Source organism: Sorangium sp. So ce834 (assembly GCF_051521425.1).
Taxonomy (GTDB): Bacteria; Myxococcota_A; Polyangia; order Polyangiales; family Polyangiaceae; genus Sorangium; species Sorangium cellulosum_D.
Window position 1 is genome coordinate 5817135 of sequence record NZ_CP150351.1, and the last position, 15125, is coordinate 5832259.

Annotated in this window: 7 protein-coding genes; 6 read left to right on the top strand and 1 reads right to left on the bottom strand. The window is 74.1% G+C overall.

All coding sequences use genetic code 11. The features are described from left to right. Window positions 1-72: 72 nt before the first annotated feature. The 3 genes from WMF20_RS20935 to WMF20_RS20945 all read left to right on the top strand — a co-directional run bounded on the left by WMF20_RS20935 (window position 73) and on the right by WMF20_RS20945 (window position 4811). Window positions 73-1569: a TolC family protein gene (locus WMF20_RS20935; RefSeq protein ID WP_437616201.1), complete on the top strand. Its 1497-nt coding sequence runs from the start codon at window positions 73-75 to the stop codon at window positions 1567-1569. Window positions 1570-1595: 26 nt separating this feature from the next. Beyond that, complete coding sequence (locus WMF20_RS20940; protein ID WP_437616203.1) at window positions 1596-3191, top strand: 3,4-dehydroadipyl-CoA semialdehyde dehydrogenase; 1596 nt, start codon at window positions 1596-1598, stop codon at window positions 3189-3191. A gap of 63 nt (window positions 3192-3254) precedes the next feature. Beyond that, on the top strand, window positions 3255-4811 hold the full coding sequence (locus WMF20_RS20945) for a protein kinase domain-containing protein (RefSeq protein ID WP_437616205.1): 1557 nt from the start codon (window positions 3255-3257) through the stop codon (window positions 4809-4811). Window positions 4812-4901: 90 nt separating this feature from the next. Here WMF20_RS20945 and WMF20_RS20950 read toward each other — a convergent pair whose 3' ends face one another. Then, a complete protein-coding gene (locus WMF20_RS20950) occupies window positions 4902-7559 on the bottom strand; it encodes a dynamin family protein (protein ID WP_437616207.1) in 2658 nt (885 codons plus the stop codon). A gap of 157 nt (window positions 7560-7716) precedes the next feature. Here WMF20_RS20950 and WMF20_RS20955 point away from each other — a divergent pair, with 157 nt between their 5' ends. The 3 genes from WMF20_RS20955 to WMF20_RS20965 all read left to right on the top strand — a co-directional run bounded on the left by WMF20_RS20955 (window position 7717) and on the right by WMF20_RS20965 (window position 15057). After that, on the top strand, window positions 7717-9129 hold the full coding sequence (locus WMF20_RS20955) for an AAA family ATPase (RefSeq protein ID WP_437616209.1): 1413 nt from the start codon (window positions 7717-7719) through the stop codon (window positions 9127-9129). Then, window positions 9126-9719 carry a hypothetical protein gene (locus WMF20_RS20960; RefSeq protein ID WP_437616211.1) on the top strand — a complete coding sequence of 198 codons (594 nt, stop codon included), beginning with the start codon at window positions 9126-9128 and terminating at the stop codon, window positions 9717-9719. The genes WMF20_RS20955 and WMF20_RS20960 overlap by 4 nt, the downstream gene beginning before the upstream one ends. Window positions 9720-9867: 148 nt before the next feature. Continuing rightward, window positions 9868-15057 carry a pentapeptide repeat-containing protein gene (locus tag WMF20_RS20965; RefSeq protein ID WP_437616213.1) on the top strand — a complete coding sequence of 1730 codons (5190 nt, stop codon included), beginning with the start codon at window positions 9868-9870 and terminating at the stop codon, window positions 15055-15057. The last annotated feature ends 68 nt before the right edge of the window (window positions 15058-15125 follow it).

The window sequence follows — 15125 nt, forward strand, 5'->3', positions numbered from 1 at the left end:
GCGCAGGCCGAGACCGCGCGCCCGTCCGCTTCGGGCTTGTCGTCGCGCGCCGGACAGCGCATCGAGTCGCGCATGCCCCGTCGCCGGCTCCGCATGGTCGCTGTCCTCACCCTCGCCTCCCTCGCCCTGCATCAAGGCGTCGCCCTCGCGCAGCCGGCGCCTCCGCCGGCGCGGCCGGGCCAGCTGCCTCAGGGTCGGCCGGGCCAGCAGGCGCCCGCGGGCGCCGCCGCGCCCCCCCCGGCCGCGGCGCCGGCGCCGGCGGGGGCGCCCGCGGTGACGCCGCAGCGCATCGAGGTGAACGACCCCGCGCTCGCGCCCGTCCCACCGGCGGCGCGCACGCTCGCGAGCTGGAACGAGGCGCGCGCGATCATCGAGCAGCGGTCGGTCGATCTCGTCGTCGCCGTGCAGGAGGTCGCCCGCGCCGAGGGGAGCGCGCGGCGGGCGCTCGCCCAGGCGCTGCCGAACCTCGACGCGAGCGGCGAGCTGAGCCGCCTCCTGGCGCCCGGGGGCGCGGACGCGCCGACGCGGGCGGGGGCGTCGATCACGCTCCGGCAGCCCATCCTCGCGCCGCGCGCCTGGTACGGCATCGGCACCGCCGACCTCGCGGTCGAGGTCGCCAAGCTGAGCCTCGAGGACCGGCGCCGCTTCACGCTCGTCGCGGTCGCCGACGCCGTCGTGTCCATCGTCACGACCGAGCGGCTCAGCGAGGTCAACCGCGTCGGGCTGCGCAGCGCGCTCGAGCTGCTCGAGCTCACGCGGCGGCGGGAGCGCCTCGGCACCGGCACCAAGCTCGACGTCGTCCGCGCGGAGCAGGACGTCGCGCTCGCCCGCGCGACGCTCGTGTCCGGCGACGAGTCGCTGCGCAGGGCGCGCGAGGCGCTCGGGGCCGCGCTCGGCCTGAAGGGCGAGGTCGGCGTGCCGCAGGAGTTCTCGCTGAACGGGATCGCGGCGGAGCTCGGGTCCCAGTGCACCCAGACGCGGACGGATCAGCGCGCCGACGTCCGCGCGGCGCGCGCCGAGCTGGAGCTCGCCGAGCGCGGCCTCACCGACGCGAAGCTCGCGTTCGCTCCGTATGCCGAGGTGTCGAGCACGCTGGGGACCGAGACCTACTTCGGCGGCACCACCAGCGGCGTCGGCGGCGGCGGCGTTGGGGACGCCGGCGGCGCCGCGCGGCCCGGCTGGTCGTGGTCGATCCGCGCGGTGCTCACCGTCCCCATCTGGGACGGCGGGGCGCGCTACGGCGATCTCCGGATCAACCGGGCGGCCGTGGAGCAGCAGCGGGCCCGCCTCGGCGCGGCGGAGCGCTCGGCCGAGCTCGAGTCGACGCAGGCGGTCCGGAGCGTCGAGGTCGCCGAGCAGGCGCGCGCGGTCGCCGAGCAGTCGCGCGACCTCGCGCGCGAGACCGCGCGCCTCACGCAGGTCGCGTACGAGGCCGGCACCGTGACGAGCTTCGATCTCGTCGAGTCCGGCCGCAGGCAGCGCCAGGCCGAGATCGACCTCGCGGTGCGGGAGTTCGAGGTGGTGAAGGCGAAGATCTCGGCGCTGCTCGCGTCCGCCTCGTGCAAGTGACGTGGAGCGAGTAGGCTACGCGCCCCATGGAGCGGCTCGATAGCTACGTCGAAGGTCAGTGGATCGCCGGTCAGGGGGCGCCGTACCCGCTCGTCAACCCCGCGACCGAGGAGCCGCTCGCCGAGACGAGCACGGACGGGCTCGACCTCGCGGCCGCGGTGGCGTTCGCCCGGGCGGTGGGCGGGCCCTCCCTGCGCGCGCTGACGTTCGCGGAGCGCGGCGAGCTGCTCCGCGCCATGTCGCGCGCCGCGCACGCGCACCGCGACGCGCTCATCGACATCGCCATCCAGAACGGCGGCAACACCCGCGGCGACGCCAAGTTCGACATCGACGGCGCGATCGGGACGCTCGCCTACTACGCCGACCTCGGCGCCCAGCTCGGCGACGCGCGGCTGCTCGCGGACGGCGAGGGCGCGCAGCTCGGGCGCTCGCCGCGGTTCTTCGGGCAGCACATCCTCGTGCCGCGCCCCGGCGTCGCGGTGCACATCAACGCCTTCAACTTCCCCGCGTGGGGGCTCGCGGAGAAGGCCGCCTGCGCCCTCCTCGCCGGCATGCCCGTCATCACGAAGCCCGCGACGAGCACGGCCCTCGTCGCGTTCCGGCTGATGAAGATCTTCACCGAGCGCGCCCCGCTGCCACGCGGCGCCCTCTCCTTCGTCGCGGGCCCGCCGGGCGACCTCCTCGCGCACCTCGGCGGCGAGGACGTCCTCGCGTTCACCGGATCGAGCGCCACCGGCGCGGCGCTCCGGCTCCTGCCGGGCCTCGCGCGGGAGAGCGTCCGCGTGAACGTGGAGGCCGACAGCCTGAACGGCGCGGTCCTCGGCCCCGACGTCGAGCCCGGCTCCGAGACCTACGCGATGTTCCTCCGCGACGTCGTGCGCGACATGACCCAGAAGGCCGGCCAGAAGTGCACGGCGATCCGGCGCATCTTCGCGCCCGCCTCCGTCATCGCCACGGTGCGCGCCGACCTCGTCGACCGCCTCCGCGACGCGCGCGTCGGCGACCCCGCGCAGGACGGGGTCACCGTGGGTCCGCTCACCACGGCCGATCAGCTCCGCGGCGTGCGCGCCGGCATCGAGCGGCTCGCGGCGGGGGCGGAGGTGGCGCTCGGCGGCGACGGGCCGTTCGAGAAGATCGGCGTGCCCGAGGGAAAGGGGTACTTCGTGCCGCCGACGCTGCTCGTCGCGAGCGGCCCGGACGGCGCGCCCGCCGCGCACGAGCACGAGGTCTTCGGCCCGGTGGCGACGCTCTTCCCTTACGACGGCGGCGCGGCGCACGCCGTCGCCCTCCTGCGCCGGGGCCGCGGGAGCCTCGTCTGCTCGATCTACAGCGACGACCGCGGCTTCGCGGCGGAGGTGCTGCTCGGCGTCGCGCCGTACCACGGCCGCGTCCTGCTCGGCAGCGAGCGGATCGCCGACCAGGCGCCGGGCCCCGGCACCGTCCTCCCGCAGACGATCCACGGCGGCCCGGGGCGCGCCGGCGGCGGCGAGGAGCTCGGCGGCCTGCGCGGGCTCCACCTCTACTCGCAGCGCACCGCGGTGCAGGGGTCGCGGCCGATCCTCGAGGCGATCCTCGGGACGAAGGGCGAGCCCCGGCCCGCGCCCGCGCCCGCGAAGCCGTAGCGCGCAACCGCCGGGGTAGCCCTTCTAGAAGGACGCAGAGGACCCTATGGTGAAGTCTCGCTCATGAGCGCGGGCCCGGAACTCATCGGCCGAACGATCGCGGGGCGCTTCCTCGTCACCGGGTTCATCGGCGAGGGCGCGATGGCGGCGGTCTACCGCGGCGTCCAGGACGCGGAGCCGCGCGACGTCGCCATCAAGATCATGCACCCGCAGCTCCTCGGCGACGAGACCTTCGTGACCCGCTTCTACCGCGAGGCGAAGGCCGCGTCGCGCCTCCACCACCCGAACACGGTGCAGATCCTCGACTCCGGGGTCGAAGGGCACCTGCCGTACATCGTGATGGAGCTCGTCTCGGGGCAGGACCTCTTCGAGCTCCTGCTCGCCGAGCGCCGCCTCTCGGAGGCCCGCGCCGCGCGGATCCTGATCGGCATCGCCGACGCCCTCGACGCCGCGCACGCGCGGGGCATCGTGCACCGCGACCTCAAGCCCGAGAACGTGATGATCCTGCGGGATCCGGCGGACCCGTCGGTCGAGCGCGTGAAGGTGCTCGACTTCGGGATCGCGAAGATGGTCGAGGGCGGCACCCGCGCCGGCGACGACGGGCCGAACAGCGCGCCGATCAGCGTCTGGGGCTCGGTCACCACGGTCGGCGTGGTCGTCGGCACGCCGGCGTACATGTCCCCGGAGCAGTGCCGGGGCGACGTCATCGACGGGCGCAGCGACGTGTACGCGTGCGGGGTCCTGCTGTTCCTGCTCGTCACGGGCCGCCTCCCCTTCCCGCCCACGGCGGTCGTGTGGGAGGTGGCCATGGATCACATCCGCAAGCGGCCGCCCCCGCCGAGCCTGTTCCTGCCGCAGATCCACCCCGCGCTGGAGGCGATCATCCTCACGGCGCTCGCGAAGATGCCGGGCCAGCGCCAGCAGAGCGCGCGCGAGCTGCGCGAGGAGCTCGAGCGGCTCCTGCCCCACCTGTCCGACGCGCTGCTCCCGGCCGCCACGGCGAGCGCGCTCGAGGACGCGCCGACCGTGGAGTCGGCGGTGCCGGTGTCGATCCGGAGCACGATGACGGCCGCGCCGCCGCTGCGCGACGTCGACCCGCCGCCGCCGGCGCAGCGGGGCGAGATGCTGGCGAAGGCGATGTTCCGCGAGGGCGCGCTCACGGAGGGGCCGGCGTCGAGCGCGATCTCGTCGCGCGCCGCGGCGCTGCCGGCCGCCGTCGCCCTGCGGCACGACCCGCTCGCCGGGCCGACGTCCGAGGATTTCTCGCGCACGCTCCCGCAGGCGCGGCTCAGCAGCCCCTCGAGCGATCCGCCGTCGAGCGACCTCGTGATCCACGATCGCAAGGACTTCGCGCCGCTCTTCTCCGCCGCGGGCGCCCGCGCGCCGTCCCCCCGGCACGAGGCGCCGCGAGGCGCCGGGCCGGCCGGCGCCGCGGCGCTGCCGCGGCATCCGGCGCGGCCCGCGGCCGAGCAGGTCATCGAGATCACGCCGCCCCCGGTCCATCGGGATCGCCGGCCGCCCCAGCGCCCGACCGATCTGTGGATGGTCCGGCTCGTGGTGCCGCTGGCGCTCGTGATCGGGCTGGCGCTCGGGGTGCTCGCGTTCTTCCTGAGCCGCTGACGCGGCGCAGACCGAGTCGCCGACGCGACGCCACCGAACCGCTGGCGCTGCGTGCCCGCCGACGCACCGCCACCGCGAGCCCGGCCGCGCTCAGGCGCCGGCCGGCGGCGCCTCGGGCGCCTCGAACGCCGCCCGGAGCGCCTGCGCGCGCAGCTCGATCGCCGCCGAGGCCGCCGGCGGCACGGGCGCCTCCGCCTCGGCCGACAGCGCCATGGCGAAGGCGTCGATCGCGGCCTCGACCACGCCCTCGATCGAGCGCGCCGCGAGCTCGTCGGGGGCGTCGTGCACCGCCACCATGCCCATCAGGACCGCGCGCACGTGGGCCGCCGCCCGCGGCGACGGCGCGGCGGCGCTTGCTTCCTCGACGCCGCTCGCGGCGCGCGCCCCCGGCTCCGCGCCCGCGCGGGCCGCCCGCGCGATCTCCGCCGACAGCGGCCAGCTCAGCCGCGTGACGAGCCGCTCCTGCACGTAGGCGCGGACGCCGGCGTCCGCGCGCTTGCGCTCCTCGGGCAGCGCCGCGATCGGCCGCAGGTCGGCCGCGAGCTCCCGCCGCGCGGGCTCGAGCGCCTTGTCGATCGCCGCGGCGATCGTGCGCCGCTCGCGGCGCAGGTACGCCGCGCTCGCGCGGAGCCGGTCGGCCTCGGCGCGCGCCCTCCGCCCGGCCTCGCGGTCCTCCGCCGCGCGCGCCGCGGCCGCCTGCGCGAGCTCGGCCGCGATGCGGCCCGCCTTGCGCCGGAGCGCGCGCTCGCGGAGCGCGTCGCTCGCGTCGACGATCTGCTCGGCGAAGAGCGCCTCGACCTCGGCCCACCCCGAGGCCGCGAGCGCCGCCTCGTCGCCGAGCCGCCCCTTCAGCGAGAGCCGCGCCGAGAAGGCGATCGGCGGCGTGAGCGAGGTGATGGCGCTCGCCGCGAGGCTGTCGCGCACGTGCGCGAGCACCGTCTCCAGCGCGTCGGGCTTGAGCCGGTCGGCCTTGTTCGCGAGGATCTGCACGGGCACGCCGAGCGCGCTGATCTCGGAGAGCACCCGCCGCTCCGACTCCTTCATCGCCTGGGGCGCGTCGAGCAGCCAGATGGCGACGTGGGCCTCGTCGAACGCGCGCCGCGCCTCCGCGATGTGGTCCGGGTCCGGCGCGTTGAAGCCGGGCGTGTCGAGGATCTCGACGCGCTTGAGCCGCTCGATCGGCGCGTAGATGAAGACCCGCGCGACCTTCGCCCCGGCCGCGGCGAGCGCGCGCAGCGTGTCCTTGAGCGCCGCGTGCGGCACGACGCGGTCCTGGCCGCCGCGCACGACGATGCGCGCGAACGGATCGGGCGCCCAGGCGACCCAGTGGAGCGTCGCGGTCGTCGGCAGGACGCCGGTCGGCGCCACGTCCTCGCCGAGCAGCGCGTTCAGGAACGTGCTCTTGCCCGCGTTGAACTCGCCGACCACGGCGGCGCGCAGCGGGCGCTCCCGCTCCACCGCGAGGGCCTCGGTCGCCGCCAGCAGGTCGAGCCGGTCGAGGAGCTTGGCCGTGCGCGCGAGCTCGCGCAGCGCGTCGCCCCACGCGGCCGCCCGCGGCGCGGCGGGGATCCACGCGCGCGCGATCGCGCGGCGCATGTCGTCGGCCCACGCCGCGCCCTCGCCGGTCACCGCGTCGAGCGCGTCGAGCGCCTCGCTCCCCTGCCCCTCGGACGCCATCCTGGCGGCGTCGCGCAGCCGGGCGAGGTCGGGCGTGAGCGGCGGCGCCGCGTCGCCGCGCGGGTCCGCGCCCGCCGCCCGTGCCGCGAGCGCGTCGAGCGCGCCGAGGTCGCGGGTCTCGACGGCCATGCGGAGCAGCGCCGCCGCGGCCGCGCGATCGCCGGCGGAGAGCCCGCGCGCGAGCGCCTGCCGCGCGTCGTCGCGCCGCCCCTCGGCGAAGGCGAACGCGGCGGCCCAGGTCGGCTCGTCGAGCGCGCCCGCGGCGCGGACCACGCGGCGCACGCGGTCGACGACGAGCACGTCGCGGGAGGCGGCGACGAGCGACGCGCAGAGCTCCGCCGCGCCGGGGACGTCGAGCACGAGCGCCCGCAGCCCGAGGTCGAGCGCCCGCCCCACGTCGGCCGGCGGCAGCGCCGCGGCCGAGGCGCCCGCCGCGGCGCCCGCCTCGGCGAGCGCGAGCCGGGCGAGCACGAGGGCGGCGCGCCCCTCGATGGCGGTGGGCTCGCCCAGGATCGCCGCGGCGGCGCGCGCGCCGTCGAGGTCGCCGTGGGCGAGCGCGCACTCGGCGCGGCGGAGGGCGACGTCGCGGTCGGGCACGGTCGAGAGCGGCGCCGGGATGCGGTCGAGCCAGCGCTGCGCGCGGGCCGGGTCGCCGGCGGCGAGGTCGAGGTCGCAGAGGTCGAGGAGCGCGAGCCGCGCCGCGTCGCGCTCCTCGGGCGCCGCGGTGGCGCGCTCGAGCGCGTCGCGCGCGCCGTCCCAGCCGACGCGCTGCCCCGCGCGCCCGAGGCGGAGCCACACGTCGGCGCGCCAGGGCACGCGCTTCGCGAGGTCGGCGAGCGCGGTGACGACCTCCTGATCGAGCCACGCGTCCTCCGCGGCGTCGGCCCAGAGCGCGAGCCCGACGGCCGAGTCGGGCAGGACGGAGAGGATGGTGCGGGCGTGCTCGCGGGCCTCGAGGGGCATGCCCTTCGCGAGCGCGGCCTCGGCGGCGCTGCGCTCGTTCTCGAGGCCGAGCGCGAGGATCTCGACCCGCCCGAAGAATCGATTCAGCGCCTCGACGAGCCTCGCCATGGGCGGGATGAAAGCCTTGCGGGAGGGCGGTCGTCCAAGAAAAAACGAAGGCGGGGGGCGGCCGGCGATCGGCGAGGGATCAAGCCGGAGGAGGGGTACCCGGTGTGCCGGAGGGAGCGAGGTGCGCTCTGGACAACCCCGCAGCGGAGCTGCTCGGGTGACGGCGGCGCTGCGCGTTGGCCCCGGCCGGGCGCTCTGCGTCCGATGCACGGCGACGACGGGCGGGCGAGCCGCGACAAAAGGTACGCCGACCCCACACGCCTGGGGTACTACGAAGGTGCCGCGGATCGCACCGCGGAGCTCGGTAGCGACCGTCATGCCAAGCAACCGGATCACTGAGATTCACGTGAAGGGGCTGCGCTCCCTCGCCGATGTGCGGCTCCGGCTTGACGGGCTCACCGTCCTCATCGGCGACAACGGCAGCGGCAAGAGCAGCCTGATCGAGGCATGCGAGCTGCTGCAGCGCGCGGCTAGCGAGAGCTTCGCCGAGGACATGATCAGGATTCACGGCGGCGTCGGGAGCTTGCTCCGCGCCGGCGCCGAGCACCTGGAGCTCGGCCTGGTCATCGCGCTGGAAGGCGGCTTCCATGAAAGGTTCGAGTACTCCTTCGCGCTCGACAGGAGCGGCGTCATCCTGCGCGAGCTCCTCGATTGGGTCCGCGGTGAGCTCGATGACGGCGACGCCGTCATGGAACAACGTGTCGGCATCATCTCGCGAGAGGGAGGGCTCTACAGGAGTAGCTCGTTCAGGTTTCTGATAGATGAGAAGGACGTTCCACCCGTAGAAAGGACCATCGATCCGAAGCGGCTGGCGCTCTCTTCGTTCGGGGAGTTCCCACCGCATTGGCTCATCCGTGAGGCGCTGGCCGCGCTCCGCGCCATCGACGTCCACCTGCCGTTCGACACCACGGCGCGCTGGGTGCAGCGCTCGCGTGGCCAACCCTCACCCCTGCGCGGCGCAGCGACGATCGAGCCGGCGGAGGCGCTCTCGCGCTTCGGAGCCAACCTCCCCAACGCCTGGAGCGCTCTCAAGAACGATTTCTCCGACGCACACTGGCGGGAGACGATGGACTACGTCCGTCTGGGACTCGGGCCCGATGTCGAGTCCGTCAACGTGCGCGCCGATCCGGGCGGCGGCTCGATCGCCCTGCGGCTCAAGTACGCCGGCCTCGACGAGCAGATCCCCTCGTTCGCGATCTCTGACGGCACGCTCGCGTACCTCGCGTTCGTGGCCCTCTACCGGCTCAACACCAAGAAGAGCCTCATCGCCTTCGACGAGCCCGAGACCCACCTCCACCCCGAGCTGCTCCAGCGCGTGCTCGGGTTCTTCGAGGCCATGGCGAAGGAGCGGCCCGTGCTGCTCGCGACGCACTCCGATCGGCTGCTCGACGGCCTGTCCGACCCTGCCCGCTCGGTCGTCCTCTGCGAGCTCGACGAGCGCCGCGCGACGACGCTCGCCCGTCCCGACCCGGACGCCCTGCGGGACTGGCTCACGGAGTACCGTGGGCTCGGCGACGTGCGCGGGGCCGGCCACGCCGCCTCCATCCTGACGCGGCGGGAGGGCGAGTGACCCCGCTCGCCGTGATCCTGTACGAAGATCAGCGAGGTCCGGAGAAGGAGTTCGGCCTCCACAACCTCCTTGTCGCATGCGTCGCCGACGATGCCGGAGAAGACCGATTCGCGCTCCGAAGAAAGCTCGACGGCCGGCCGATGAAGGGCGTGCAGAACCTGCTCCGGAGCTGCCGCAGAGACATCCGCCGGTTGAGCTCGAAGGGTCAGCAGGTCTTTGCGCTCGTCGATGATGACGCCATACGTCACCAGCTCAAGCACGAGGGCATCACGGAGAGCGCGGACGACGCCGCCGTGGTACGCGCGATCAAGGACAAGTGCGACGCTCCGGAGAGGCTTCACGTGTTCCTGCTGAAGGAGAACACGGAGACGGTCATCGAGGCCGCCGAGCATTGCGACAAAGACCTCGCGCGATCGCTCGTGACGCAGGCGCTCCAGAAGGACGTCAACGCCCGGGACGCGATCTTCAACAGGATCTCGTGGCAATCGGACCGCGCCGTGCGCGACTGCATCCGACAGCGCGTGGAGGCGATCCTCGAGATCGTGAAGGCGCTCGTCACGCTCGTGCGCGCAGGCGACGGCAGCGTCTGAGCGCGGGCCGGAGCTGTCGAAGGATCAGCAGGGCACGCGGGGCGCGTGCGCGCGCTGCATGCCGCGCCGCCCGCGAGGGCCCCGGCTGGCGCCTCGGACGCCGACAGCTTGCGCGATGGCGCGCGCGCTTGTTTGTTAGACTGACTAAGTGTCGCTGGACATCCCCACACGGCGCGTCGACCCAGCGCGCGTCGACGCGCTGGTCGTGACCGCGCTGCAGGACGAGCTCGAGGCGGTGCTCGCGCTCGGCGAGGGCGGCCGGGACGGCTGGCGGGAGGCGCGGGATCCGGCCGGCTTTCCGTACTACGTCCGCGAGGTCCCGAACGACCGCGGAGCGCCGCTCCGCGTCGCCGCCGCGTGGTCCGGGCGGATGGGCGAGAGCGCCGCGGCGGCGCGGGCGCAGGGGCTCATCGACGAGCTCGATCCGGGGTGCCTCGCGATGTGCGGCATCTGCGCCGGCAGGCGCGGCGAGGTGGCGCTCGGCGACGTCATCGTCGCGGATCGGGTCTACAGCTACGACGAGGGCAAGCGCGTCGCCGCGCCCGGCGGGGGCGGCGCGTTCTTCCACGACATCGAGACGTACAACCTCGAGCGGACGTGGAACATGGACGCCGCGCTCTTCGCGCGCGAGTTCGAGCGGCAGACGCCGCTCGCGGCCGCGCGCCCGCCGTCGAGGGCGTCGCAGGCGTGGTGGCTCCGGCACGCGCTCTACGCGAGCCAGGTCGAGGCGGGGCCGTCGCCCGTCGCGCGGCCGGATCGCGCCGAGCGGTGCCCGGGCTGGGCCGAGCGCATCGGCGAGCTGGAGGCGGCGGGTGCGCTCCGCATCGGCGACGGCGGCCTCGAGCTCACCGAGGCGGGCCTGGCGCAGGTCCGCCGGGAGCGCCTCATCTACCCGGACGGCCCGCCCGAGGCCCGGCCGTTCCGCGTGCACATCGGCCCGATCGCCACGGGCAAGGCGGTGCAGGAGGACGCCGGGCTGTTCGAGCGCCTGAAGTCGATCGGCCGGAAGGTGCTCGGCGTCGAGATGGAGGCCGCGGCGATCGGCTACGTCGCGGAGCGCCTCGGGCGGCGGTCGATCATCGCGAAGGCGGTCTCGGATCACGGCGACCACGACAAGGACGACAGCTTCCGCGCGTTCGCGTGCCGCGCGTCGGCGGAGTTCCTCCTCGCGTTCCTGCGGCGCACCCTGGAGCCCGCGCGCGCCGAGCGCGCCGAGGACACCGGGCGAGGCCGCCGGCTGCGCCGCTTCTCGGCGCGCGCGGGGAGCGGCCACGCCGAGCACCACGACGACATCCTCTTGCCGGGCGAGGGGCGCAGCGACGACTTCCTCTCGCGGGTCGAGCGCGTGTGCAGGCTCCGCGAGCCCGAGGGCGTGAAGATCGAGTGGTTCGACGCGCCCCTCCCCTTCGGCGTCTACCTGCGCGTCTCGGTCAACGAGGGCGGCATCGTCCGCATCGCGCCGCTCGCGGCGCTCGAGACCGGCATCTCGACCGAGGCGGTCTCCGCGTTCCTGGAGAGCATCGACGCCTCGTACCGGCGCGAGGATCCCGGCCTCGTGTCCACGCTCGTCTACGGCGGCGAGCCCGCCCCGGAGGAGCTCGTCCGTTACGCGAGCGCGCGGCGCGTGCGCCTCGTGCGGTTCCTCGAGTACCAGGGGCTCATCGACTTCCGCGGCTACCTCGCGTGGCAGAACGCGAAGCTCGAGCGGGACCCCACCTATCCGCCGGCGCTCTACGTCGACCAGCGCATCGCGCTCACGGTGGGCCAGGAGGAGGTGCTGCACGAGCGCGCGCTCGACGCGTTCGCCGAGCTGCTCGACGCGGAGCACAGCCGGTTCGTGCTGGTGCTCGGCGATTTCGGCACGGGCAAGACGTTCCTCCTGCACGAGCTCGCGCGGCGGATGGGCAAGGCGGGCGGCCCGCTGACGCCGGTGCTCATCGAGATGCGGGCGATCGAGAAGGCGCGCGACCTGAACGCGCTCATCGCGCAGCACCTCGCGCTCGCGGGGCTCGGCAAGATCGACCTGCCCGCGTTCCGGCACATGCTCGCCGAGGGGCGGATCGCGCTCCTGTTCGACGGCTTCGACGAGCTCGCGTTCCGCGTGACGTACGACCGCGCGGTCGAGCATTTCGACACGCTGATCCAGGCGGCGCAGGGCAAGGCGGCGAAGGTGGTGGTCACGAGCCGGAGCCAGCACTTCATCTCGGAGCAGCAGGTGAGGTCGGCGCTCGCGGAGCGGGCCGCCTTGCTGCCCGGCTACCGGCTCGCGCGCCTCATGCCGTTCACCGGGGCGCAGATCGGCAGGTTCCTCGTGAACCGGCTCGGCAGCGACGAGGCGGCCGACGCGCGCGTGCGGCTGCTCGCGGACGTGAAGGATCTGCTCGGCCTGTCGGCGAACCCGCGGATGCTGGGGTTCATCGCGGAGATCGAGGAGGCGCAGCTCCGGCAGGCGAAGGCGGGCGACGGGGAGATCACGTCGGCGGGGCTGTACCGGCTGTTGCTCGACCGGTGGCTCGTCTGGGAGTACGAGCGCGCGCACCCGAAGGGCGCGCAGCCGGGGCTGTCGGTGGCGCAGCGGTGGCGCGCGGTGACGGAGCTCGCGACGCGGCTGTGGCAGCGCACGGAGCAGAGCGTGAACATCCGCGAGCTGCCGGCGGAGCTCATCGCGGCGCTGCAGGCGCTGGGGCGGCACGAGCTCGACGTGGCGGTAGCGACGCACGAGATCGGGTCGGGCACGCTGCTCGTGTGGGACGACCAGGAGAACTTCCGCTTCATCCACCAGTCGGTGCTCGAGTGGCTCGTGGCGCGGGAGGCGGCCGAGGAGGTGCAGCGCGCCGGGGAGGCGCCGGCGCTCGCGCAGCGCGAGGTGAGCGACCTGATGGCCGATTTCTTCGGGGCGCTCGCCGGGCGCGACGCGGCGGCGGCGTGGGTGCGGGCGGCGCTCGGCGGGGCGTGGGGGGCGGTGGCCGCGGCGAACGCGCTGCGGATCGACGGGCGGATGGGGCTCGGGGTGCCCGAGCGGATGAACCTCGCGGGGGCGGACCTGCGGGGGCAGGATCTCTCGGGCAAGGACCTGCGCGGGTGCGACCTGCGGGGGGCGGATCTGCGGGAGGCGAAGCTCGTGGGGGCCGACCTCCGCGGGGCGCTGATGGCGGGGGCGCTGCTCGACGGGGCGGACCTCTCGAGGGCGGCGCTCTGCGCGGCGGATCTGACGGCGGCGACGGCCGTGCGGGCGCGGCTCGTGGGCGCGGACCTGACGGGGGCGAGGCTCGCCGCGGTCAAGCTGCGCGGGGCGAAGCTGGTGGGCGCGCGGGGGGCGCGGTTCGACGGGTGCGACACGTTCGGCGCGGCGATGCCGGAGGCGGCCATGTTCGAGCCGACCTGGCACGACGGTGGGAAATGCACCGCGGTAGCCTTCAGCTCGGACGGCGCGCTGCTCGCCACCGGACATTCTGGGAGGATCACGCTGTGGGATGTGCAGACCGGCAGCGCGCTGCGCGTGCTGGATAGCCACTCCGGCACGGTCACCAGCCTCGCCTTCAGCCCTGACGGATACACGCTCGCTTCTGGCTCCGAGGATTGCACCGTCCGGCTGTGGGACGTGTCGACGGCCAGCGCGATCTGCGCGTTCAAGGGGCACTCCGATCACGTGACGAGCGTGGCGTTCTGCCCTGCCGGAGAGCTGCTGGCCTCCGGATCGCGCGACTGCTCCATCCGGCTGTGGCAGGTGTCCACCTGCAGAGAGGTTCGCCTGCTCCAGGGTCACTCGCAAACGGTGACGACGTTGACGTTTGGCGCCACAGGCAGGACAATCGCCTCCGGCTCGTACGATACCACGGTCCGGCTATGGGACGTATCGACAGGGCATACGATCCGCGTATTCAGCGGGCACCAGGGCAGCGTGCTGAGCGTGGCGTTCAGCCCCGACGGCGCGATCCTCGCTTCCGGATCCATGGACCGCAGCGTCGGCCTCTGGCAGACGTCGACCGGAGAAGTCTTGCAGATGCTGCAGGGCCACTCCTACGCCGTGATGAGCGTGGCGTTCGCGCCCGACGGCGCGACGCTCGCCTCGGGTTCTTTCGACAAGACGGTACGGCTGTGGCGCCTCTCTACCGGGGATACCCTGCACGTGCTCCAGGGCCACCTGTTCGCCGTGATGAGCGTGGCGTTCGCGCCCGACGGCGCGACGCTCGCCTCGGGCTCTCTCGACGAGACCGTACGGCTATGGCACGTGCCGACCGGCAGCATGCAACGCGCGCTTGGGCAACCGAGGAGCCCCATTTCACAGTTCGCCCTCAGCCGCGACGGCACGACGGTCGCCTTCAAGTCCGACGAGTTTGGCATTCAATTCTGGCAGCTCTTCACGGGAGAGATGCTGCCCACGCTTCGAAATGCCGTGGCCGTCTTCTCGAAGCTCGCGCTGAGCCCTGACGGCTCGATCCTGGCCGTAGGTGCGCGGGATCTGTCCGTCGAGCTCTGGCATGTCGCGACGGGTCGCCTGGTGCGGAGGCTCGATGGTCACTCCAGCTACGTGGTGGGCGTCGCGTTCAGCCCTGATGGTCAGCGACTGGCGTCCAGCTCGTTCGACGGGACCGTACGGCTCTGGCATACGGCGACCGGCGCTGCGTTGCGGGTGCTCCAGGGCCACGACCGCGGCGTGACGGGCGTGGCTTTCAGCCCTGATGGCGCGACGCTGGCCTCCGCTTCACAAGACCGGACCATCTGGCTGTGGCACCTGGAGAGAGGGGACGCGGCGCGCGTGCTCCAAGGCCACGAGCATACGATCGCGAGCGTGGCGTTCAGCCCCGACGGGGCTCTGCTCGCGTCGGGCTCGCAAGACAGCAGTGTTCGCGTCTGGGACATCGCTGCCGGCGAGTCGATATACAGGCTGAACGCTCACTCGGGTCCAGTGAACAGCGTGTGCTTTGGCCCCGGGGGCGCTCTCATCGCCTCGGGGTCGAACGACAGCACCATCCACATCTGGGAGGTGAACGGTGAGCTCGAGCGTGTCCTGCGAGGGCATGCTGGTGCGGTCCTGAGCGTGGCCTTCACCCCTGACGGCGCCACGCTCATCTCCAGCTCCACCGACAGCACGGTTCGTCTCTGGGACGTGCATACCGGCGCGTGCCTCGCCGTGCTCCTCAAGCTCGGCGAGGGCTGGGTCGCCTTCCGCCCCGACGGCCGCTACAAGCTCGGCCGCGACGTCGCTGGCGGCTTCTGGCACGCCGCCAACCTCTGCCGCTTCGAGCCAGGCGAGCTCGACGCGCTCATCCCCGGCCTGCGCATTCCGGACGACCAGGCGCTGCTCCCCGAGCGGCCTTCGCGTCGCGCGGATTGAGCGCAGAGGGGTCGAGAGATCAGCCGCTCTCGACCCATTCCGATCGAGCCGCGTACGCCGCCCGGCTT

Excerpts from the sequence above, each read along its gene's own strand:
- WMF20_RS20935 (WP_437616201.1), top strand. The coding sequence starts at position 73 with ATGCCCCGTCGCCGGCTCCGCATGGTCGCTGTCCTCACCCTCGCCTCC.
- WMF20_RS20940 (WP_437616203.1), top strand. The coding sequence starts at position 1,596 with ATGGAGCGGCTCGATAGCTACGTCGAAGGTCAGTGGATCGCCGGTCAG.
- WMF20_RS20945 (WP_437616205.1), top strand. The coding sequence starts at position 3,255 with ATGAGCGCGGGCCCGGAACTCATCGGCCGAACGATCGCGGGGCGCTTC.
- WMF20_RS20950 (WP_437616207.1), bottom strand. The coding sequence starts at position 7,559 with ATGGCGAGGCTCGTCGAGGCGCTGAATCGATTCTTCGGGCGGGTCGAG.